At 62.1% G+C, this 22,001-nt stretch carries 19 protein-coding genes; 9 read left to right on the forward strand and 10 right to left on the reverse strand.

Annotation, left to right across the window (positions count from 1 at the left end; all coding sequences use genetic code 11):
- Positions 1 to 356: 356 nt before the first annotated feature.
- Positions 357 to 1,163 (reverse strand): enoyl-CoA hydratase/isomerase family protein, encoded by an 807-nt coding sequence (locus tag Mhypo_RS03375; RefSeq protein ID WP_119339899.1) that lies wholly within the window; start codon positions 1,161 to 1,163, stop codon positions 357 to 359.
- A 204-nt stretch (positions 1,164 to 1,367) separates the two neighbouring features.
- Between Mhypo_RS03375 and truB the strand changes: the two genes are divergently transcribed.
- Positions 1,368 to 2,297 carry a tRNA pseudouridine(55) synthase TruB gene (gene truB, locus Mhypo_RS03380; protein ID WP_119339900.1) on the forward strand — a complete coding sequence of 310 codons (930 nt, stop codon included), beginning with the start codon at positions 1,368 to 1,370 and terminating at the stop codon, positions 2,295 to 2,297.
- A 31-nt stretch (positions 2,298 to 2,328) separates the two neighbouring features.
- Here truB and Mhypo_RS03385 read toward each other — a convergent pair whose 3' ends face one another.
- Positions 2,329 to 2,778: an Lrp/AsnC family transcriptional regulator gene (locus tag Mhypo_RS03385; RefSeq protein WP_119339966.1), complete on the reverse strand. Its 450-nt coding sequence runs from the start codon at positions 2,776 to 2,778 to the stop codon at positions 2,329 to 2,331.
- Between the two features lie 109 nt (positions 2,779 to 2,887).
- Between Mhypo_RS03385 and ald the strand changes: the two genes are divergently transcribed.
- The 6 genes from ald to Mhypo_RS03415 all read left to right on the forward strand — a co-directional run bounded on the left by ald (position 2,888) and on the right by Mhypo_RS03415 (position 8,887).
- Positions 2,888 to 3,991 (forward strand): alanine dehydrogenase, encoded by a 1,104-nt coding sequence (gene ald, locus Mhypo_RS03390; protein ID WP_119339901.1) that lies wholly within the window; start codon positions 2,888 to 2,890, stop codon positions 3,989 to 3,991.
- A gap of 118 nt (positions 3,992 to 4,109) precedes the next feature.
- Positions 4,110 to 4,784 carry a DUF3108 domain-containing protein gene (locus tag Mhypo_RS03395; protein WP_240637092.1) on the forward strand — a complete coding sequence of 225 codons (675 nt, stop codon included), beginning with the start codon at positions 4,110 to 4,112 and terminating at the stop codon, positions 4,782 to 4,784.
- Between the two features lie 180 nt (positions 4,785 to 4,964).
- The gene (locus Mhypo_RS03400; RefSeq protein ID WP_119339902.1) at positions 4,965 to 5,306 is read left to right on the forward strand and encodes an Asp23/Gls24 family envelope stress response protein; all 342 of its coding nucleotides are present in this window, start codon (positions 4,965 to 4,967) and stop codon (positions 5,304 to 5,306) included.
- Positions 5,299 to 6,897, forward strand: a complete 1,599-nt coding sequence (locus Mhypo_RS03405; RefSeq protein WP_119339903.1) for a DAK2 domain-containing protein — start codon at positions 5,299 to 5,301, stop codon at positions 6,895 to 6,897. Before Mhypo_RS03400 ends, Mhypo_RS03405 begins: the two co-directional genes overlap by 8 nt.
- Positions 6,898 to 7,264: 367 nt before the next feature.
- On the forward strand, positions 7,265 to 7,702 hold the full coding sequence (locus Mhypo_RS03410; RefSeq protein ID WP_240637093.1) for a 3D domain-containing protein: 438 nt from the start codon (positions 7,265 to 7,267) through the stop codon (positions 7,700 to 7,702).
- A gap of 57 nt (positions 7,703 to 7,759) precedes the next feature.
- A complete protein-coding gene (locus Mhypo_RS03415; protein WP_119339904.1) occupies positions 7,760 to 8,887 on the forward strand; it encodes an ABC transporter permease in 1,128 nt (375 codons plus the stop codon).
- Here the strand turns inward: Mhypo_RS03415 and Mhypo_RS03420 are convergent.
- Both Mhypo_RS03420 and Mhypo_RS03425 read right to left on the reverse strand, forming a co-directional pair.
- Positions 8,884 to 10,086, reverse strand: coding sequence for an adenylosuccinate synthase (locus Mhypo_RS03420; RefSeq protein WP_119339968.1), 1,203 nt, complete (start codon positions 10,084 to 10,086; stop codon positions 8,884 to 8,886). The genes Mhypo_RS03415 and Mhypo_RS03420 overlap by 4 nt on opposite strands.
- A 288-nt stretch (positions 10,087 to 10,374) precedes the next feature.
- Positions 10,375 to 11,163 (reverse strand): hypothetical protein, encoded by a 789-nt coding sequence (locus Mhypo_RS03425; RefSeq protein WP_119339905.1) that lies wholly within the window; start codon positions 11,161 to 11,163, stop codon positions 10,375 to 10,377.
- Positions 11,164 to 11,667: 504 nt separating this feature from the next.
- On the opposite strand from Mhypo_RS03425, the gene Mhypo_RS03435 reads away from it, so the two are divergent.
- The gene (locus Mhypo_RS03435; RefSeq protein WP_240637094.1) at positions 11,668 to 13,509 is read left to right on the forward strand and encodes a transcriptional regulator; all 1,842 of its coding nucleotides are present in this window, start codon (positions 11,668 to 11,670) and stop codon (positions 13,507 to 13,509) included.
- Between the two features lie 354 nt (positions 13,510 to 13,863).
- Here the strand turns inward: Mhypo_RS03435 and Mhypo_RS03440 are convergent, their stop codons facing one another.
- Genes Mhypo_RS03440 through Mhypo_RS03450 form a run of 3 tightly spaced genes read right to left on the reverse strand, consistent with a single transcriptional unit; the run spans position 13,864 to position 15,390 of the window.
- Entirely contained in the window at positions 13,864 to 14,130 is a 267-nt protein-coding gene (locus Mhypo_RS03440) for a glutaredoxin family protein (protein ID WP_119339906.1), read from the reverse strand.
- A 58-nt stretch (positions 14,131 to 14,188) separates the two neighbouring features.
- Positions 14,189 to 15,091, reverse strand: coding sequence for an ROK family protein (locus tag Mhypo_RS03445; protein WP_119339907.1), 903 nt, complete (start codon positions 15,089 to 15,091; stop codon positions 14,189 to 14,191).
- Positions 15,088 to 15,390 carry a hypothetical protein gene (locus Mhypo_RS03450; RefSeq protein WP_307724521.1) on the reverse strand — a complete coding sequence of 101 codons (303 nt, stop codon included), beginning with the start codon at positions 15,388 to 15,390 and terminating at the stop codon, positions 15,088 to 15,090. The genes Mhypo_RS03445 and Mhypo_RS03450 overlap by 4 nt, the downstream gene beginning before the upstream one ends.
- 112 nt (positions 15,391 to 15,502) lie before the next feature.
- Here Mhypo_RS03450 and Mhypo_RS03455 point away from each other — a divergent pair, with 112 nt between their 5' ends.
- On the forward strand, positions 15,503 to 16,993 hold the full coding sequence (locus Mhypo_RS03455) for a YifB family Mg chelatase-like AAA ATPase (protein WP_119339908.1): 1,491 nt from the start codon (positions 15,503 to 15,505) through the stop codon (positions 16,991 to 16,993).
- Between the two features lie 86 nt (positions 16,994 to 17,079).
- On the opposite strand, the gene Mhypo_RS03460 is transcribed toward Mhypo_RS03455, so the two are convergent.
- The 3 genes from Mhypo_RS03460 to lanL are packed head-to-tail and all read right to left on the reverse strand — an operon-like array spanning position 17,080 to position 21,635.
- The gene (locus Mhypo_RS03460) at positions 17,080 to 17,862 is read right to left on the reverse strand and encodes an ABC transporter permease (RefSeq protein WP_119339909.1); all 783 of its coding nucleotides are present in this window, start codon (positions 17,860 to 17,862) and stop codon (positions 17,080 to 17,082) included.
- Positions 17,831 to 18,817 (reverse strand): ABC transporter ATP-binding protein, encoded by a 987-nt coding sequence (locus Mhypo_RS03465; RefSeq protein WP_240637095.1) that lies wholly within the window; start codon positions 18,815 to 18,817, stop codon positions 17,831 to 17,833. The genes Mhypo_RS03460 and Mhypo_RS03465 overlap by 32 nt, the downstream gene beginning before the upstream one ends.
- A gap of 19 nt (positions 18,818 to 18,836) precedes the next feature.
- Positions 18,837 to 21,635, reverse strand: a complete 2,799-nt coding sequence (gene lanL / locus Mhypo_RS03470) for a class IV lanthionine synthetase LanL (protein ID WP_119339910.1) — start codon at positions 21,633 to 21,635, stop codon at positions 18,837 to 18,839.
- Between the last annotated feature and the right edge of the window lie 366 nt (positions 21,636 to 22,001).

Consider the following 22,001-nt stretch of genomic DNA (forward strand, 5'->3'; position numbering starts at 1 on the left):
CCGGCGCTAGCCGGGGGCCGATGGCCCTTCACTGTCGGTCGGCGAAGAAAGCGTCTCCCTTCCAAGGGGCGGTATCGCCCTCCGCTACGCGGATAACTTCCAAGGGGCGGTATCGCCCTCCGCTACGTGGATAACTTCGGTCGGGTTAGTTCGTCACCAAAGGGTGACGAACTAACCGAATCTGGTATTATCATTTGCCTGGAAGCATTGGTTGTAGCCCTCTTACCCGGCGACACCGGGTTGCCATCAGAAGTGTCCTGTTGGGCAAAACGAGCACCAGGCTAACCGCCGACGACGCCACCCCTACCACAGGGGGAGAGGAATAAGAGAAAACGATAAGAGCCTGATCGCTATTGTTACAGCGGAGACTTCTTTTGAAACCTGGGCCTGCGCTTTTCCTGAAGGGACGCCAGCCCCTCTTTGGCGTCGGGGCCCAGAAAGCCCATAAACTCCAGCGCCAATGAAGTGTCGAAGTTGGGCCCCATCATGCGCAACCAGTTGTTGAGGGCATACTTGGTGAAGCGAATGGCGGTGGGGGAGCCCTGGGTCAGCTTCTGTGCAATTTTGAGCGCTTCGGCATAGACCGCGCCATCTTCCACGCAGCGGGACACCAGCCCAATGCGCTCGGCTTCCTCCCCCGAGAGGGGCTCGTTGAGCAAAAGGTAATACTTGGCTTTGCTGAGCCCACACAGCAAAGGCCAGACCATTACCGAATGGTCGCCTGCTGCCACTCCCAGCCGCACATGCCCATCCACGATGCGGGCAGTTTTGCCGACCACGCTGATGTCGGCCAGCAGTGCCACGGCCAGCCCGGCCCCCACCGCCGGGCCTTCGATGGCCGCCACGATGGGCTTCGAGCAGTTCACCACCCCATATACCAGGTCGCGGGCTTCCTTCCAGACCCGCAGTAGGGCCTCGTAATCGCGGATCATCTCCTCGATCATCTCGAAGTCGCCGCCGCTGCTGAAGGCCCCGCCCTCACCCCGCACCAGCACCGCGCCAATATTTTCATCGGCATCGATATCCCGCCAGACATAGGCCAGCTCGCGGTGCATCTGGCTATCGGCGGCATTCAGGCGGCCTGGATTGGAGAGGATGACCTCGAGCACCCCTTCACTGGGCTGGTCAAACTTCAAACGCTGGTAACGCTGTTGCCAGTTCATGCCAGCAGTTTACGCAATTGGCTGAAAGCCGAAAGCGGAATGTATTGCGGCATCCTGGGTAGGATGGGGAGCCTTATTTTTTTGCGGCAGTAGTTCAATTTTAGAACATGGTGCATCTTCTAGCTTTTACTACTTTCGGCCTGCGGCTTTTGGCGACTTACTGAGCCTACCCCTTTTGGGGGTTTCTGGGTAGAATCCGCTGGCATGGCCCTATTTGCCGTGAACAAACCATTGGGCCGCACCTCGCACGACGTGGTAGACATGGCCCGAAAACTGCTGGGCACACGCCGGGTGGGCCACACCGGCACCCTCGATCCATTGGCTACTGGGGTCTTGATCCTGGCATCGGATGTTTCGACTAAGCTGGTACCATTTTTGTCTGCAGAAGAAAAGGAGTATCTCGCCTGGGTTTCTTTTGGGGCGACTACCAATACTCTAGATGCTGAAGGGCCCATTGTAGAAGAAAGTTCTCGGCGTCCAACCCAACGCGAGATTGAAGCGGCCTTGCCTGCATTTTTGGCCTTGATGGAGCAGACGCCCCCGGCTTACTCGGCGGTGAAGGTGGGGGGCATCAAGGCCTACGAGGCAGCGCGTAAAGGACAGGCGCTAAAGCTCGAGGCCCGCCCGGTCAAGTATCACGAGGTGACCCTGCTGGCTTACGACCCGGCCCCCATTGCCTACCGCATTGCCCACTCGGCAGCGGGCTGGCAACTATCGGAACGGGGTCGCCAGGTGGAGTTGCCTAGGCCCCTTGGCGCCTACCCGACTGCGGTGATACGTCTGGTGGTAGGGCCTGGTACCTATATACGCTCGTTTGCTCGAGACCTGGGCGAACAACTGGGCAGCAAGGCCTTCCTTTCGGGGCTGGTGCGAACCCGGGTAGGCAGGATTGGCCTCGAGCAGGCCCAGGAGATCGATCGCCTGGACGTGAATAAAACCCTGGACGAGCTCGAGGCCCTCTCCTGTCCCAGCGTGGAGCTGTCCCACACCGAGACCAAACGGGTGATGGAGGGCGTACCGCTGCCCATCCCGGCCAAGGGACTGGTGGCCCTGGTTGGCCCCAAGGGCCGCCTGGTGGCCATGGCCGAGGGGGATGGTTTCAAGCTGCGCATCAAGCGGGTATTCAAGGAGTAAGCATCTAATCTCAATCGGCCCTCTACAGCCTTCAACCTACCTCGAAGGTCTCCTTGATAATGGGCTGGGATAAGACCACCGAGGTACGGGTGCTGCCATAGAAGCCAAGCTGCTGGATGAGTTCTTGCAGGTGCTCCACTGAAGGTGTTATGACCTTGGCCACAAAGGAAGATTCGCCGGTCACAAAATAGCATTCGCGCACCGCAGGGGTGGTACGGGCAAACTCGAGCATCTGCTGGTAGCGGCCCGGCGGGGTAGCCACTTCGATCAGGGCGGTGATGGTGTAACCCAGGGCCCCGGGATTGATCCGCGCCCCATAGCCGGAAATAATGCCGACATCCTCCAGGCGACGCACCCGCTCGGTGGCGGCGGGGGTCGAGAGCCCCACCCGTCGGCCGAGCTCGCTATAGGAGATTCGGCCATCTTTTTGTAGTTCATTCAGGATGGCGATGTTGATTTTGTCAAGCAGTTTGGAAGCCATATCGATCATTATGGCTTAAGTACGTAAAGCTAAAGTCCTTATAGTCCATAAAAACTTGCTTTTCTTTGACAGCAGACCGGTCTAAGCTTGAAAAAAACAGGAGGTAGCTATGGTGATTGGTGTGCCCAAAGAGATCAAGACGCTCGAGAACCGTGTAGCCCTTACACCCGGGGGTGTGACCAGCCTGGTACGGCGGGGGCACAAGGTGCTGGTACAGCAGAGCGCCGGGGTGGGCTCGGGGATATCCGATGCCGAGTACCAGAAAGCCGGGGCCGAAATTGTAAGTGCTGCGGAGGCCTGGGCCGCCGACCTGGTGGTCAAGGTCAAGGAGCCCATTGCCGAGGAGTATAAGTATCTGCGCAAGGGGCTCATTCTCTTCACTTACTTACACCTGGCTGCCGACGAGGCCCTCACGAAAGCCTTGCTCGAGGGGGGTACCACCGGCATTGCCTACGAAACGGTGCAGCTCGAGGATGGTTCGCTGCCCTTGCTGCTGCCCATGAGCGAAGTGGCTGGGCGCATGGCCCCCCAGGTGGGTGCCGCAGCACTGGAGAAACCCCACGGCGGGCGCGGCGTGCTCCTGGGGGGGGTGCCGGGAGTGGCGCCGGCGAGCGTGGTGATTATCGGCGGAGGCATTGTGGGCACCAACGCCGCCAAAATTGCCCTGGGCATGGGCGCTCAGGTGACCATCCTGGACGTGAGCAAGGCCCGGATGCAGTACCTCGACGATGTCTTTGGTGGGCGGGTGATTACCCTTTCTTCCACCGAGGCCAACGTGGCGGCTTCCATTCGCCACGCCGACCTTCTTATTGGGGCGGTGCTGATTCCCGGGGCCAAAGCCCCCAAGCTGATTACCCGAGAGATGCTTTCCACCATGAAGGAGGGCGCGGTGATTGTGGACGTGGCGGTAGATCAGGGCGGTTGTGTAGAGACCATTCACCCCACCACCCACGCCGACCCCACCTACGTGGTGGATGGGGTGCTGCACTATGGCGTGGCCAACATGCCGGGGGCGGTGCCGCGCACCTCTACCTTTGCCCTGACCAACCAGACCCTGCCCTACCTGCTCAAACTGGCTGAGAAAGGTTTGGATGCCCTTCACGACGACCCGGCCCTGATGCTCGGCCTCAATACCCACCAGGGCAAGCTGACCTGCTTGGGCGTAGCGGAAGCCTTCGGGTTGCCCTACACCGAGCCCAGGGCAGCTCTATAACAGTCCTGTAGCGTGTTTGTTAGTACTTTTTTGGGAGCGGGGGCCCTTAATAAAACGTGCCCCTGCACCCGCCCTACCCGGAACATCGCAGGCGCTTGCTGTACGCTGGGGAAAGCCTATGCGCTATCGAGGGTGGTTTCTATTGTGGGTGCTGGCGATCCTGGGCCCGCCCGCCCTGGCGCAGGCTGTACCCTGGCTGCCGGGTGAACGGTTGGTTTACAACGTAACCTGGCAGGGACTCGGGGTAGGCCGCCTCTACCTCAGCGCCGATCCCATAGAGGGGGGCTGGCGCTTTCGCCTGAAGCTCGAGACCACCGGACTGGCTCAGGCGCTGGGCTATGGCCTCGAGTCGGAGAGCCAGGTCGGTTACGACTTCTTCACAGATCGCTTCTGGCAAGTCCTGACCGAACCCCTCAAGGGCACTACCCGACTCTATTTCGAGCGCCAGGAGCACAACGGCTCCCGCGCCAGGGTGGTCTATCCTGACGGCAAACAGTCAAGCTGGAACAGCGCCAGTGAAGAGGTGATGGATCAGGTCTCGCTCATCTACTATCTGCGGGTTCGCCCCGAAACCCGCCTGATTCGTGCTGTGGACTACCCCAAACTGGCCGAGGGCCGGCTGGAGGTTCTGCCTGGAAGCAATGGCCTGGTGGGTTACCGCTTCGCCCGCGAAGATTTGCTGGTGGAGGTCTGGTATCGCCTGGACGCCCGCCGTACGCCGGTTCGTATCATCTTCGGGCGTGATTTTGGCCGGCTGGAAGCTACCCTGATCGAAAATGTCAACGGGCGCTAATACCTGTACATAACCTTCATGGGCTAGGGGGATAAACAGTCCTCATTGAAAGCTTGGAAACTGAGTTGGGGTGCGTTATAGTTGCGCCATAAGGGATCAAATCAACCCCGTGCAATAGTTTTCCGGCTATTAGGAGAGGGTGGGGTTGAAGGGTAAACTAGGCAAATCTGGAGGCCAATTTTGAAAGGGAACATTACCGTGACGGAAAGCGCGCTGGCGGCTATCTTGGGCCTGGCTGCGCATGAAGTGCCGGGTGTGCTCGGGATGAGTCCTGCCGGTATCCGCGAATCCATCAGCCGTATCCTGGGTCGCAGTGAGGCCAGCGAAGGGGTGGTGGTCAAGCCCGACCCGAACGCCGCCGGTAAGTATCAAGCCGATCTGTATGTGGTGGTGGCTTTTGGTGCACGCATTCCCACGGTGGTGGATAGCATTGGGGAGCGGGTGCACTGGGCCGCCAAAAGCCTGGCAGGGGCCGAGCTTTCCAGCGTGCGAATCCATGTGGTGGGGGTGAGCCGTGGTTGAGGCTCTTTCGCCTGCTGAACTCGCCAGGGCCTTTCGCTATGCGACCGATTGGTTCGCGGTCTATGTCGAGGAGACCAACGCCCTGAACGTGTATCCGGTGCCGGATGGCGACACCGGTACCAACATGCACCTCACGCTGCAATCGGTGCGGCGGGAGCTAGATCTGGCCGACACCAGCAAGATGAGCGATGTGGCGCGGGCCATTAGCTACGGCTCGTTGCTGGGTGCGCGGGGAAACTCGGGGGTTATTACCTCGCAAATCCTCAAGGGGTTTGCCGAGACAATCAAAGAGGCCAGCGTGGTTTCTCCGGCCCTGCTGGCCCAGGCCCTCGAGGAGGGCTCCCGCATGGGCTACAAGGCGGTGATGAAGCCCGTGGAGGGCACCATCCTGACGGTCTCGCGGGGGATTGCCGCAGGGGCCCGCAAGGCTATGGAAAATGGGGCAGCCAGCCTCGAGGAGGTACTGCAAGGGGCTCTGCAAAGTGGCCGTGAAGCCTCCGACCGCACCCCCGAGCTGCTGCCGGTGCTCAAACAGGCCGGGGTGGTGGATGCGGGCGGCGTGGGGTTGCTGCGTTTTGTGGAGGGCCTCGAGGGCTACCTCAAGGGCCTGCCCTTGCCCGAACCGCCAAAAATCGAGAAGTATGCCCAGACCGCCTTCGAGGAGGAAGAATTCGGCTACTGCACAGAGTTTTTAATGGAAGGGGTGGCCGAACCCGTGGAGAAAATCCGCGAGGCGGTGTCGTCCTTTGGCGACTCCTTGCTGGTGGTAGGGGCCGAGGGCTACGTCAAAGGCCACATCCATACCAACGATCCCGACGGCCTGCTGGCCAGCGTGGCCCGCTACGGCAAGATGGTGCGTACCAAGGTCGAGGACATGTCGCAGCAGCACACCGAGATCCTTTCCATGGCCGGGGCTGCCGACGAAGCCCCCCCGCCCACGGGCCTGGTGGTGGTGGCCAACGGCTGGGGACTGGTCAAGGCCTTCCGGGGGTTTGGGGCCCGCATTGTGGCCGGAGGCCAGACCGCCAACCCCAGCGTGCAGGACATCCTGGATGCCATCAAAAGCCTCCCCAACCCCGAGGTAATAGTGCTGCCCAACAACAGCAACGTGATCATGTCGGCCCAGCAGGCGGCAGGTCTGGCCGAGGGCAAGACCGTGTACGTGATTCCGACCCGCACCATGGGCCAGGGGCTGGCTGCCAGCGTGCTTTACCAGGCCGACCTGCCCTCGAGCGAACTCCTGCCCGAGATGGAAGAAGCCTCCAGGAGAGCGGTCACCCTGGAGGTCACCCGGGCCAGCCGCAGCGTGGAGATTGGCGGGGTGAGCGTGACCGAGGGCCAGCCCATTGGCCTGCGCGACGATAAACTGGCCCTGGCCGCCGACACCCCCGAGGACGCCCTGTTCAATATGATCCAGCTGGCCTCCCAGGAGGGCGACTACGAAATACTGACCATTTTCCACGGTCCTACGGTCACAAAAGACACCCTAAACACCCTGGCGGCCCGGATTTCCCAAGCCTTTCCCGACCTCAGTCTTGAGATTCACCCCGGAGGGCCTGACCTTTACGATTACCTCGCCGTGCTGGAATAATTCGAACCCACCCCCACAGACATGGTCGGATGTTCAAATCCGACAAGGTGTTTCGGGTAAGCGTTACTTTTGTACGCCGCAGGCGTAATGCAAGCCTGTCGATTTTTTGGAGATAAAACTCGTCCAGCACGATGTAAATTTGGTATGCCGATCCATAAACTTTGTCAGGGAGCCGTCATGCTTGAGATGAGAAAACTCAAGAAACCCTTTAGGTTGAACTCATAAAGCACAATCATGAATTACCTCTGTCCAGCAAGCAAAAATTAAAAGAATCTGTTAGTACTCCAGTTAAACCTCACAAATGAATGAGAGGCGTGACGCCTATTTCTAAGGGAACCTGAGAACTGCCCCCCTACCCTCGAGTGGTATGGAACGGCTATTTCGTCTCCGCATTCCGAGTCTAATCCTGCTGTTGGCAGTATTTGGATTGGGCTGGGCCCAGGCCCCTCGGGTGATGACCCTCAAGGCCACGGCCTACACCTCCTCGGTGCGGGAAACCGACAGCACCCCCTTCATCACCGCTACCGGGGCCCGCACCCGCATCGGCATCATCGCAGTAAGCCGGGATATGCTGCGCGAACTGCCTTATGGCTCCAAGGTGATGCTCGAGGACCTGGGCACCCCGGCGGGGGTGGGTAAGGGGCGCTTCAACTACCTCTTCAAAGACCGGGTTTTTGTTGTAGAGGACACCATGCACCCCCGCAAACGGGAGCGGCTGGATGTGTGGCTGCCGGACCGCAGCACCGCCATCCGCTTTGGGGTGCGCAACGTCCGGGTAACGGTGATCCAACGAGGCCGGGGGTAAGATACTCGAGCGTCGAGGGCCGAAAAATCGCAGGGCTCTCGACCCTCGCCCCCATCTATGCGCTTCGTCTGGTTTCTTGCCCTGCGCCAACTCCGCTACCGCCGCACCCAGAGCCTCATCACGCTCCTGGGGGTGGCGGTGGGGATTATGGTGCTCACCACCGCGCTTTCGCTCACCAACGGCTTCATTAAGGGGCTGGTAGAAGCTACCCTCAAAGCCGTGCCCCACCTCTACCTGCAAAGCCTGAACCCCGAGGATAGCCCGGTTCCACCGCCCCACCCGGAGGTAATAGGCCAGGCACCGGTGCTCCTGACCAAGGCCCTGCTGACCCGCCGAGCCGAGGCAGGCCGCTCGGCAGGGGCCGACTTCGCCACCCTGATTGGGCTGGGGGCGGGTGGACAGGCCGTCTACCCCGAGCTCGACCTGTCCAGGCTCAAAGACGGCAGCATCGTTTTGGGGAGCGCCCTGGCCCGCAGCCTGGGGGCCTATCCGGGCGACAAGCTGTTTCTGGTCTCGATCAACCAGAAGCGAATTCAGCTCGAGGTAGTGAGCACCTTCCAGACCGGCAACTACCTGCTCGATGCCGGGTTTGCCTTTACCACCCTGGCCGACACCCGCGAACTCATGGAGCAGCCCGATGCGCTCTCGGGCTATCAGTTGCGATTGCGCAACCCCGACAAAGCCCCCGAGGTGGGGACGGCTCTGGCGGGGCGGGCCTACTTCCCCCAGACCTGGCAGTCCAGCAACCGCACCCTCATAGAGCAACTGGCCCTGCAAAAGCGGGTGATCGGGATTGTGGTCTTCCTGATTGTGGTGGTGGCGGCCCTGGGCATGGCCAGCGTGCTGGTGCTTACGGTGATCGAAAAAACCCCCGACATCGCCCTCTTGCGGGTGATGGGGGCCCGGGGAACCCAGGTAGCCGGTGTCTTTGCCTTGCAGGGCCTTATTCTGGGTGCGCTGGGCATTCTGATGGGCAACCTGCTGGGCTGGGGCCTGTCCAGCTATTTTCAGTGGCGCCCGGTGGAGATTCCCGGCGAACTGTACTTCCTGACCCGCCTCCCGGTAGACATCAAGCCCTCCGACTTTGTGTGGGTCTCAGGCTTTAGCCTGCTGGTGGTGATGCTGGCTTCACTCCTGCCCCTCTGGCGGGCGCTGCGCATCAAGCCGGGGGAGGTGTTGCGCTAAACCCAGCTTACCGCGCCGAAGGTGTCCTCGCGCCGGGGGCTGGTGGAGAACATCACCACCGGGGTCTGGGTATAGTCCTCAATTAGTTCGATGAAGCGCTTGACGCTGGCGGGCAACTGTTCGCGGCTCCCAATGCCCGATAGGTCGCCCCAGCCGGGGATGGCCTCGTACTTCACGCTACCATCCGGAAGGTGCTCGACGCCCACCTTCACGGTGGGAAAGCCCGAAAGCACGTCCAGTTTGGTTATCACCAGCCCATCGAAGCCGTTGACCTCGCAGGCGTACTTGAGCAGCACCAGGTCGAGCCAGCCGGTGCGCCTTGCCCGGCCCGTAGTCACGCCGAACTCGCCGCCTTTCTGCCTTAAAAACTCGTCCTCTTCGCCGTGGAGCTCGGTAGGGAAGGGGCCGTTACCCACCCGGGTAGCATAGGCTTTGGCCACCCCATAGACCTTATTGATGGCCTTGTGGTTTACCCCGGTGCCCACAATAATCCCACCTACGGTGGGGTGTGAGCTGGTCACGTAGGGATAGTCGCCGTAGTTGAGGTCGAGCAAAGTGGCCTGGGCGCCCTCGAAGAGTACCTTTTTGCCATGCTTGATGGCCTCGCGCAGCAGGTGGCCGGTATCGGCGATGTGGGGGGCCAGAATTTCGCGCATCCGCTCGAGGTCGGCCAGGGCTTTGGCGGGGGTGTCCCAGCCGGCTTCCCGGGTCGAGTTGGGTTTCTCGGTGAGCAGGGTCTCGACCCGCTCGCGCAATACCGCCTCGTTCAGCAGATCGCCCGCCCGAATGCCTACCCGCCGGGCCCGGTCGGAGTAGGCCGGCCCGATGCCCCGTTTGGTGGTGCCCACGAAGTTGTTACGCGACTCCACGTGCTTGTGGTGGGGGAGCACCAGATGGGCCTTATCTGAGACCAGCACCCGGGGCTCTAAACCCTCGGCGCGGATGTTCTGCATCTCCTCGGCAAAGCGGAAGGCGTCTATCACCATCCCGTCGCCCAGGATGTTGGTGGCCTGGGGGTGGATGACCCCGGTGGGCAGGAGATTCAGCTTGAAGGTTTTGCCCTGGGCTACCACGGTGTGGCCGGCGTTGGCCCCGCCCTGGTAGCGCACCACAAAGTCGGCATTCTCTGCGAGGGCATCGGTTACTTTACCTTTTCCTTCGTCGCCCCACTGGGCTCCAATGATGGCAATTCCTGGCACGAGATATAGCCTAAAGCCAAAGGCCGAAAGCGCAAAGCCCAATGCCAGGGCAGGTTCTTATCATTTGCTTGGAAGCATGGGTTGCAGCCCCCTCACCCGGCAACACCGGGTTGCCATCAGAAGTGGCCTGTTGGGCAAAACGAGCACCAGGCTAACTGCCGGTGACGCCACCCCCTACCACGGGGGTAGAGGGAAAGGGGAAACGATAAAAGCCTGAATGCCAGGGCCAATACAAAAACAAGCCCCAGAAGACACGCTCTAAGGGGAATGGGTTGGCTCGAGCTTCGCTTAGCGGGGGTTTAGCATCACCCGGCAACCGCTCTGGCCCCGGCTGCCCTGCTGGCCCTGGCTGTAAAGTTTGGCCTCGCCGCGCAGCACGCCGTCCACGGCATTCTGGAACTGGTCGTCCAGCAGACATGAGATGAGGGCTTGCCCCACGGAAACATCCAGGCGCAGGGTGCGGCCTACATAGTACAGGCGCATGGCCCAGTCGGTAGGGAGCAGGTCGCCGCTGCGGTTTTCCACAATTTTGGCACTGCCCGAGAACCCGTCGCTCTCGGCCTTGCTCAGCGTAAGGTTCCAGGCCACGTTGAAGGTCTCGAGGCGCCAGGTCTGGCCTACTACCGGCTCCTTGCGGGCTTCTTTGAGCCAGATGGGGGCGCTGGCGCTGCCCGACGTGCCGGCGGCGGCGCTGCCCAGTGTGGCCGAGCAGGGGATTCCGGCCAGGGCGACCGTGCCCTTGCCGTCCGGCTGGATGAGGCAGGTAAAAGGCGAGGTAACGCTCGAGGCCGTTGTGGGGGCCTTGAAGTCGAACACCAGCACGTTTTTGTAGTTGGTGCCGGGCAGGGTCTCGGCGAAGTAGGCCACCTGGGCGGCCCGGGTGTCCACCCCCTGGGCCTGGGCCTCGAAGATGCCGTTCTGGGCTGTGCCCAGTCGCACGTTCCAGGCAAGGCGCTGGCCCTGGACCTCGATGACGAAGTTCCATACCTGGCCTTGCTCGAGCCTTGGAGGCCATGGACTTTGGGCCAAAGCCGCGTTGAAGATGGCTAGAAGAATCAATGCCTGGATGTGTTTCATAGGGGTGATTGTCCTACAGTACCAACGTTTGGGGTGTTTATTCATCACAGCGGTGCAGGCTGGAAGGGAAAGCGGCATAGCGCTGCGGTTGCTTTAGATTTGAAATAGGCCCAGCAGAACGTAGTGAGTTGCTGTATGGAGGATTGTTGCGCTAAGAGCAATTACCTTTTGATTAACGACCGGCACCCCCAAAAAGGGGTGTGACCTGGGTTGTGCATTTTGACCACGAGATTCCCTTTCACCGTGTTACTCTGCATGAGAGGTTTAACGAAGGAGTTCACGCTTGAGAAAGGGAGGTAAAGAGCAAAAGACTCGAATCGGTGACGATCGTCACCGGGCTACGTCTATTTCCCGGCAGGGGTTGTGGAAGCAATCCCGTGCTAAATCGGCCCTGGTCGTATACCCCAATGCACTCATGCTCCGCGAATATCGCGGATATTGCCGGCAAGGGATTTGCACCGGGACTTTAGCCACGCCCCAGGGGGATTTGCAAGGAGTGTAGACATGAATAAAGCTGGAGGACCAATCCAACTCAAACTATGGGGGCCAGCCCGGCTGGAGTATCAAGGCCGCGAGCTAAAGCTTCAGCGCAAGGGTTTGGCCATCCTGTACTACCTGGCCCTGGAAGGAGCCACCCGGCGTGAAGTGTTGGCCGACCTGCTGTGGGGACATTCGGCGGCCTCGCAGAACCTGCGGGTCGAACTGCATCGCTTGAGCCAGGCCTTGGCCCCCCTGGGCTATACCCTGTTCAAAGCAGGCGAAGATCCCTTGCAACTTCCGCCCTTTGTCTCCCTGGATCGTACCCCTTCGCCCGGGGCACCCATGGAAGGGCTGGAGGAGCTCTCGGTGGAGTTTAGAGCCTGGCTCGAGGGCCAGCGTTCACAGCTCATGGCCAATAGCTCGGGTACCGTCGGACGCGAACGCCTGGTGCAGGAGGTGGCTTCACAACTGACCCTGCCCTCGGTGCTGATCCTGATGGGCCGGCCTGGCTCGGGGCGCACGGCTTTTGCCCAGGCCCTGGCCAAAGCCCTGGGGATGCCTTTCTTGGAAGGCCCCAGGGGGGGTGGCAAGGCGCTGCACTACCTGCGCCCGCCCTACACCGATGTCTCCATGGAGCGTATCCTGACCGACCGCGATGGGCTGTGGGTGGTTGAGCGCTCCTCCTATGGGGAAGACCCCAAGCTGATCCTGGAGTTGCGCAGCCACTATCCCGCCGAACGCACCCGCTACATCACCCTGCCGCCCCTCTCGTGGGCCGAAGCCCGCGCCTCGATGCTCGCAAACCTGCCCTTTGCCCAGGCGGCGCGCCTGTTCCTGGCCTCGGGGGGCTCGCCCGGCCACCTGCGCGAGCTGCTGGCGGTGCCCCATACCGGCGCCGAAGTGCCCCTGCCCCAGCGGGTACGGGCCCAGGTACAGCTCGAGGCCCGCATGCTTTCGCTGGAGGCGCGCCTGGCCCTCGAGCGCCTCTCGGTGCACCCCGGCCCCTACAGCCAGGGCTTGCTGGATGCGCTGGAGGCCACGCCCTATCTGGACGAGCTCGAGCGCCGGGGCTGGCTGGTTTATGCCGGACAGTGGCAGTTCTCCGACGATGCCAGCCGCCGGGTTCTGTACCTGGGGCTGCAGCCGGGGCGCCGCCAGCAGTACCACCGCCAGGCTGCCCTGCAATGCGCCATGGAAGAACAGCGCATGGCCGAGGCCTACCACCGCCTGATGGCCGGTGACACCGCCGACTGGGGCACTTTTGTGAATACCCTGCCGGGCTGGACCCGCTACGGCCTCAAGGCCTGGCTGGGCATGAACGAAGCCCTCCCGATGGGGCCGAGCGTGGGTGAGATGGCCCGGGGCAGCGAGCTGGCGCTCTTAGAAGAAGCCCGTTTTGGCCAGGGCTTTGAAGTGGACGGCCGCCATGTGCGCTGGGTACGTACCCCTTCCCAGGCCACCACCTCGGGCATTATGTGGGCCAGCCACGATGAAGCTTCCCTGCTGCACCTCAAGGGTCACGTGTATGTGGAGAACCCCCTGGGGGTGGGCATTTCGGGCCGTGCGGCGCCCCTCATGCTGGAGATCCAGGAGCCCCGCGAGGCCCGGGTGATTTTCCTTCATGGCATCCAGGCCGGGGCTCTGGCCGACAATGCCTTGTTGCTGCCTTTGCAAGAAGAGCTCGACCTCTGGTTCCGGGTTCCGGCGGGGGCCAGCATCCGCCTCACCAGCAGCGCCGAAAGCGGCCTGATTGACCTCGAGGTCACTTCCTACCGCATCGCCCCGGCAGCCCAGGCCCAGTCTGCGCCAAAAGTAGAGGTGCTCGAATTTTTTCGTAGCGCGGTAGAAGCCGCGAGGAAATACTGAATCCTCCAAAACAAAAACCGGGGCGTGGAGCTCCGGTTTTGATCTGGCTGGACGGCTCTTTGGAAACCGTAACGACCTTATACCGGATTCAAAAAGACAGTTTACAAAACCAAAAAACACCAGAGGCTGTCTTTTTGAAATCCTAGAGCACCCCCCTCCCTTGAGTACCGGCGCTAGCCGGGGGCCGATGGCCCTTCACTGTCGGTCGGCGAAGAAAGCGTCTCCCTTCCAAGGGGCGGTATCGCCCTCCGCTACGCGGATAACTTCCAAGGGGCGGTATCGCCCTCCGCTACGCGGATAACTTCGGTCGGGTTAGTTCGTCACCAACGGGTGACGAACTAACCGAATCTGGTATTACGTCTGGTAGCTGCCTGCATGAAGGCCCACTTGCTCGAGCCAGCTCTTGAGCTTGGTAATGGAGAAACGGCTCATCGAGGTGGCGTGGTTGCCATAAACCAGGGTCGGTACGCTGCGCTTGCCGTTGTTCACCTTCATCACCAGTTCGGCAGCGCTCGAGTCCTGCTCGATGTCCACTTCGGTATAGGGCAGGCCGAGCGTCGAGAGGGCTTGTTTGGTAGCGCGGCAGTCGGGGCACCAGGAGGTGGTGTACATGATAATCATAGCCAGCAGCGAGTGTACGTGGGCCCTGGATGAAATAGTGTGCTTTTGACAACGCTGGCTAGGCCTCGCCGACCTCGAGGGCCGCCGTTAGGGCCGCACCCAGCAGCCCGGCCTCGCTCCCTAGCTTGGCCAGGTGGACGGGCGGGATGATCCAGTTTTCCATGTAGCGATGATACGAGCGCATCACTTCGTCCAGATAAGCTGGGCCGGCGTTGAGCGCCACCCCGCCCCCCAGCACCACCACCTCGGGGTCGTAGCACTTCACCAACGAAGCTAGGGCAATGCCCACCCAGCTTGCGGCCTGCAACACGATCCGGCTGGCCCTGGGATCGCCTTGTTGGAACAGGGCAAAGAGTTCGCGGGTGCCCATCTCTCGCTTGAAGGAGGCCAGGGCCATCCGCTCCATGGCGGGGCCTGTCGCCAAGGCTTCCAGGCAGCCATCCAGCCCGCAGCCGCACAGGGGGCCGCCGGGCTGCATGGTGATGTGCCCGATCTCGCCCCCCTGGCCGTTTACGCCACGTAGCACCTTGTTGCCCCACACAAAACCACCCCCGACCCCGGTCGAGACCGTCATGTAGAGGGTGCTCTCGGCGCCCTGGGCTGCGCCCAGCTTATGTTCGGCCAGTGCGGCCGCGTTGGCGTCGTTTTCCATGTAGACCTTGTAGCCGGTAGCCTGCTCGAGCAGCTCCACAATGGGAAAATCGGTAAAGTTGGCAATGTTGGGCGCAAACTTGATGCGGCCCCGCTTGAAGTCCAGCGGCCCGGGGGTGCCCAGACCAATGGCCTGAACCACCACCCCTGCGGCTTCGATGGCGGCTCGAGCGGCCTGGGCCATGGCCTCGATAACGGCCTGGCCCCCTTCTTCTGGTGTGGGCACCGTAACCCTGGCCTTGATGACGCCTTCGCAGAGCACCCCCGCCATAATTTTGGTTCCGCCCAGGTCTATCCCCACTACGCTCATGATGGCTCTCCTTGGTGGTCGCGTTCCACAATCAGCACAGCTTCCTCGTGCAATACCTCGGGCACCCAGAGGCTCACATCCCCGGTGTAAGTGCCCAGGTAGGCTTCGGGCAGGCCAAAGCTGGTAAAAGGGGTCTCGAGGTAAACCGGAATCCGGCGCTGTTCCAGTCGCGCCTTGATGCCCTCGGCGATCATCCTGGGCGCCGAAAGAAGCAGCACATAGGCTACTTCCCCAATCAGGCGACGGGGAAGGGTGTTTTGGACCGGGTCTTGCTCATCCATGTCGGGATGGTCGTTCATTGGCTAACAGCATAACAGCCCAGGGGAAGGGGCCCCTGCCTTGCCTCTGGTCGGAACCTTCCCAATTACCCAGAATTTGCAAACCGGCCCGCTAAGCTATAAGTCGGTAGCTATGCTGGCGCAAGTACGAACCTATAGTCTATTTGGCCTCGAGGCCCAGCCCATCACGGTGGAGGTGGATGTTTCTCAGGGGATGCCCTTCTACGCGGTGGTGGGCCTGCCCGATAAGGCCGTGGAGGAATCGCGCGAGCGCGTGCGGGCTGCCCTCAAGAACGCAGGCTTTCCTTATCCGCAGGGACGCGTCGTCATTAACCTGGCCCCGGCAGAACTGCGCAAGGAAGGCACCCATTACGACCTGCCTATCGCCCTGGGGTTGCTTTGTGCCCAGGGGAGCATTCCGACCGAAGCCCTGCAAGGCTTTGCGGCGGCGGGCGAGCTGGGGCTGGATGGCGAACTGCGCCCGGTTCCGGGGGCGGTGAACCTGGCCCTGGGGGCGCTTCAAGATGGATATAAGCTCCTCATGCCCCACGCCTCTGCCGAGGAAGCCGCCCTGATTGAAGGGGTGCAGGTTTTTGGGGCGACCCACCTGGCGCAACTGGTGCGCTTTTTGCTGGGGCAGGAGGAGCTGCTAATGGCCCGCTCGAGCCCTGGAATCGAAGCGCTGGAAACCTCGCTCGACCTGCTTGATGTGAAGGGCCAAGCCAAAGCCAAGCGGGCTTTGGAGATTGCCGCGGCCGGAGCCCACCACCTGCTGATGAGCGGCACGCCGGGCTCGGGCAAGACCATGTTGGCCAAGCGGATGGTAAGTCTTTTGCCACCCCTGAGTTCTGAGGAGGCCCTCGAGGTCACCCGCATCCACTCTGCCGCCGGCCGGCCAATGAAGGGCCTCATCAAAACCCCGCCGTTTCGCAGCCCCCACCACACCGTCTCCGATGCCGGGCTCATCGGCGGCGGTACCATTCCCAAGCCTGGCGAGATTTCGTTGGCCCACCGGGGGGTGCTGTTCCTGGACGAGTTCCCCGAGTTCTCCCGCGATGCCCTGGAGGTGTTGCGGCAGCCCCTGGAAGATGGCGTGGTCACCATCTCGAGGGCCCGGGCCAGCTTTACCTACCCGGCCCGTTTTTTGCTGATTGCCGCCATGAACCCCTGCCTCTGCGGTTGGCACGGTGACCCGGAAAGGCCCTGCACCTGCACACCCGCCCAGCGCACCCGGTACGTGAACCGCATCAGCGGCCCCCTGCTCGACCGCTTCGACCTGGTGGTGGAAGTCCCCCGCCTCACCCCCGCCGAACTCGCCCGCGCCCCCGAAGGGGAGTCCACAACAGCGGTGCGAGAACGGGTGCTGGCGGCAAGGGAAAGGATGAAGGCCCGCCAGGGGAAGCTCAACAGTGAACTCTTCGGTAGAGCGCTGCGCCAGCACACGGTGCTTTCCCCTGCCAGTGAGGCCCTCTTGCAAGCGGCCACCAAACGCTTGGCCCTCACCGCCCGCAGCTACGACCGCATCCTGCGGGTGGCCCGCACCATCGCTGACCTGGCAGCCTCGGAGCGCATCCAGGAGACCCACCTGGCCGAAGCCTTGACCTACCGGCGGAGCCTGGGGTGAAAAATTCGTGCTACTTTTAATCCCGGGATTTAGGAAAATAGGCTGCCGCTCGAGCGTAGTCCACCCTTGGCGACGGCCGTGGCAGATCAGTAGCCGCTGAGCTTTCCGCTGCGCCGCACCCTCCGCTCGGCCCAGCGGTAGAACAGCAGCCCCAGGGCGAAGTAGGTCAGCCCGTTAGCCGCCGCTGCCGCCCAGGGGGTCTCGGGCAGAGGCACGCCTTGGGCCATCAGCTGCCGTAGCACCTCGGCAGCGGGAACCAGGGGGAATAGATGGTACGCCGGCTGCAGCGCAGCGGGCCAGGCCTTAGGCGGCACCGCGATCAGCAGGATCACCAAGTATTGGGCCAGGTTGATGGTGCCCACAATGTTCTTGTAGGTCACTGCCAGCCCGGCCAGGACGAAGCCCAGGCCGTTGACCCCCAACAGGAAGGGAAGGGCGGCCAGCAGGCTCTCCGGCGGCACGAACAGGCGGCGACCGGTCAGCAGCAGCATTGCCGCCAGCAGGATACCGGTCAGCACCAGCTGCAGGGTGGCGAAGGCGGCCACCCGGGCCACCAGTACCCGCCACAGGCCGTGGGGGGTGAGCCAGAGCTGCTCGAGGGTGCCTACCTGGGCCTCGGTCTGGATCCCCCAAGCCATGCTGCCCAGGCCGATCACCGCCAAGTACCAGAGCACAAAGCTCACAATTAGGGCCTCCAAACCGCTGCCCAAGGCCAGCGGGCCAGCCGTCGCGCCCTGGGCCCCCATTACCACAGCGTAGAAGAGGATGGTGAAGGAGGTCATGCTGGCGAAGGCCTCGTTGGGGTAGCGGCGGAAGTTGAGCCATACCCGCCAGACCTCAGCGGACAGCAGCCGCAGTACCGGAAGCATCGCTCTCCTCCTTGATAAGCTGCAGGAAAGTCTCGGTCAGCGTCGCACGATCGCGCTGCACCGCCACCACCTCTGCCGGCCGGATCGCCTCCATCACTTGCCAGAATAGCTGGGCATCCCCCCGCAGGGTCAGCTTGCGCGGCTCGGGGTGCGCGACGCCCAGCTCCTCCAGGCGGCGGGCTATGACGGCATCGAGGGGCTGGGCGAGCTCCAGAACATAGGTTCCTGCAGCGAAGCGCGCGGTGAGCGCAGCTGGGGGCCCCTCAGCCACCAGTTCCCCCCGCCGGATGATGGCTACCCGGTCAGCCACCTCCTCGGCCACGTCGAGCTGGTGGGTGGTCAGCAACACGGCTTGTCCAGCGCGGGCCAGCTCGCGCACCATGCGCTTCATGGCGATGGCCGATTCCACGTCGAGCCCCAGCGTGGGCTCATCTAAAAGCAGCAGCGGTGGGCGGTGGATCAGCGCCATTGCCAGAGCTAGTTTTTGCTGCATGCCCCGCGAGAGGCTCTGGGTCTTCTCGCGAACCTTATCGCCAAGGCCCAGCTGCGCCAGCAGTTCCCACCCGCGCTGGCGGGCCTCCCGGCGGGGTAACCCGCGGATCATGCCGTAGTACTCGAGGTTCTCTATCGGGGTGAGGTGCCAATACAGGTTGCGGTTGCCCTCCAGCACGGCCCCGACGTGCCGTAGGGCCCGGGAGCTCTGCATCGGGTTCTCTCCTAGGATGCGCACTTCCCCTTCGTCGGGTAGGACCAGGCCACAGATCATCTTAACCGTGGTGGTTTTGCCCGCTCCGTTTGGCCCCAGGAAGGCCAGCACCTCGCCCGCGTCAATCTGCAGCGAGACCCCCCGCACCGCCTCGACCGGCCCCTGCTTCCCCACGTAGCGCTTTCGCAGGCCGGTCGCCTGCAACACGGGTGTGCTGCTCGAAACCACCGGACTCAGCATGATATTCATTATCACAATTATCACATCCTCAAGCCGGGAGCAAGGTCGCAGGCTCACTTTCCTTTTGCCGGTGCCACCCCCTCTGATCGAACAACTCATCTGCCATCAGCATCCGGGGTCCTGCAGCCAGGCATCGACTGAGGAAGTATCCCACCCCTGCCATCCCGGTGCCAAGGTCGGCCTGCAGACGCAGCATCCCCTCTCCCGGGAAGGCACAGCGGCCGCGGTAGTAGATTCGATGCAGGTAGGCCAACCAGGCCAAGTGCAAGGCCCAGCGGCGGAAGCGGGGGTCGCCGCTGGCCTCCCATAGGTCCAGCAGGAGCTCCCCGTTGCCCGCCAGCCCATGGCATTGAGTGAGGGTCGAGCCCCACTTCTCGGCCATAACCGCCCGTGCCGCCCCCATCGCGGCCTCGAGGTAGCAGTGCTCGCCCGTGACCCGGTAAAGGCGTATCAACGCAGTGCCCACGCCCGACGAGCCGTTACACCAGTGGGGCCAGCGGCGGGGATCGCCGGGGCCGAAGTCCCAGTACCAGCGGCCTCGCACACGCTGGGCTGCTCGCAACAAGGTGTGAGCTCCTTGGACGGCCAGATCAAGCCAGCGGTCCTTACCGCTGGCCAAGCTCAGGTAGATGAGGAAGGTGACGATCCCCGCCACGCCGTGGGCATAACCGTAGTACTCCTTGCCGCTAAACTCGCGGATGTGGGGCTCAGCAGGGATGGGCCAGGCCAGCGAGCCGTTGAGCACCCGGACCGTGTGTGCGAGGTATTCGCCCACCTCCATCGCCTTGTCCAGGAACTGTATCTTCCCTGTGTCAGCGAACAGCATTAGATGGGTAAGCCCGATCCCGGCCGCCCCATGGGCTATGTCAGGCAGCGGGTAGTCGGTGGGCAGCCCAGCTACTAGTCCGGCGGCCTGTTCCTCCATCGCACCGTCACCTAGTTGGCGGGCAGCTCGGTGCAAGAACAACAGGGGCCCCGCCAACCCGAAGTACAGGCCTGGTGGCCGGTTGGGCTCGGCCGAGAGCCGGGCTGCGCACCATTCAGCGGTTCGGCGCAATAAGGGTTCGAGATCGTTGCGGCCGTGAGCCTGGATGGCCCGTAGCAAGAAGAGGCCCACCCCGCTGGCACCGAACTGTATGCTGATGGGATCGGCCTTGTAGCCGACCCAGTTGGTGGGCCAAGGACAGTTCACCCGGTGGTGGCTGCCTCCGGAGGGCGCGAACTGCGCCTTGTCGGCGATATAGCCGATGACTCCCGCCAGGCCTTCCGCCAGTTCAGCCTCGCGGGCGATGCGCAGGCAGCCTGAACGACGTGCAACCAAGGTCTCGGGTAGAGCGTCCACGCGCCGAGCAACCTCCTCAAGGGTGGGACGCCGCCGGGGGTCATCGTCCATCAGCTCCAGCACCAGCGCCGCGGCCTTTGCTGGTAACCCCCGCTCGGCGGCAATAGCCCAGAGGATCGGGCCGAGTTGCTCAGGGATGCTACGGCCAGGGGCTTCGTCGCGCATGTGCAAAGTAGGGTGGCGGCCGGTGAGGACGAAGTGCAATACCGCACCCAGACTGAACAGATCATCAGCCACTGTGGGTGGGTGCTGGATACTACGCTGAGGAGAGATGTATCCGGGCGTACCACCGAAGATGTAGATGCCCCTTGCGGTGTCGAAGGCTAGCTCGAGGTCGATAAGCCGCAAATCGCCTTCAGGGGTGACCATGACGTTGTTGGGGGTGAAGTCCTGCAGCACCACTCCTCGTTCGTGAGCCACCCCCAAGAGACGCACCAGCTTCCTGATCAGACCTTTGACCTCGATCCAAGGCTGGTTCGAAGCCGCATCTAGGTGCTTGCGCAGGGTGCGACCAGGTACCAGCTCTTCAGCCGCGAAGGTGTGTCCCCCGTACTCGAAAAGGTCTAGCGGCCGGGGCACCGTCCCCGTAGAGGCCAGCTTCTCCAGCATGGCGTACTCCTGCTGCAGCCGGAACACCGCGTCGTACCCCTGCGGATCTGTGCCCACGTGCGGCCGGGCCTCCTTGAGGATTACTTCCATACCAGTGTGGATGTCAAGGGCCTTGTAGAGCCCACCCTTGTTGCTAAAATGCAGTGCTTTCAGCACCCGGTAGCGCTCTTTCAACACCAAGCCGCCCTGGCTCGACGGCTGAGACACTGGTTGGGGGGCCTGGGGCTGTGGCGGTCGGAAGGGATCCCGGGTCCAGGGGGGCGCGGAGAACCAGGGATTGCGCTTGTCCTCCACCTCCTCCCCGCTCGGGCTCACCATCACCGGCATGTAGAATCCGTCGGCGCCCAGCCGGAACAGGGGCTTGAAGGCGCCATAGCGGTAGAACACGATGCCGTCAGGTTTGTAGGGGCGGTCGGATAGCACTCGAGGCCCCTCCAATCCTCGCGTGAGTTCGTAGCACCGCTCAGCTAGGTAACGCAACTCCGGCTCCTCGGTTGGGTAGATGGTGATAAACTTGCCAGAGATACCTCGAGGCCAATACGGTGCGTTGACCACGTAGAGTAGGTCCGTGCTCACGATGAACTTGAAGAGGGTTCCCACCTCAAGCAAAACGGGAAGGACACGCTCGAGCACCTCCGGCGCTGAATGGGGGGTTGCCGAAAGGTGCAGCTTCCAGCCTTGGCCAGGCAGCGCCTGGCCTGGGCGTAGAACGTAGGTCCAGATGCCCTCGATCTCATAGCGCCACCCGGACGTGCTGGCCAGGTGGCTTTTTAGGATCTCAAGCAGCGCCCGCGAGCGCCAGGGATAATAGTCGATGGTCTCAAACTGGTAGGGGTCGGCAATGGTGAAAGGAATAACTTCCCCGTTTGCATTCATTGCAGTACCACCTTGAGTCGGCAGATCGGCCGTCGGGAGGGCCGCAACTTAGGACTTCAAGCGAGGTAAGAACTGGTATGACCGCAGCTAATCGAGCAAGTGTGGTCGCAGAAGTCCCAATCTCCGTAATCCTCTTCCTCTAGCGACTGCATGGCTTGAAGCTGTATGACGTTTTCGAACTCTTCCATACGACCTCCTTTCTAGCATACGGAAACCGAGGCCGATCTGCCCTGAGCTAAGCACAGCAAACTCGACTTTCGTAATGGCAACGGAGTGTAAACGCTATTGCCTCGAGACTAATATATTGGCGTAAGTCCAGTCAACAGCACGATCTTAATACAGCGTCGTATAGACCCCCATACACTG

Origin of the sequence: Meiothermus hypogaeus, from assembly GCF_003574035.1 — a bacterium.
In the GTDB taxonomy this organism is placed as follows: Bacteria; Deinococcota; Deinococci; order Deinococcales; family Thermaceae; genus Meiothermus; species Meiothermus hypogaeus.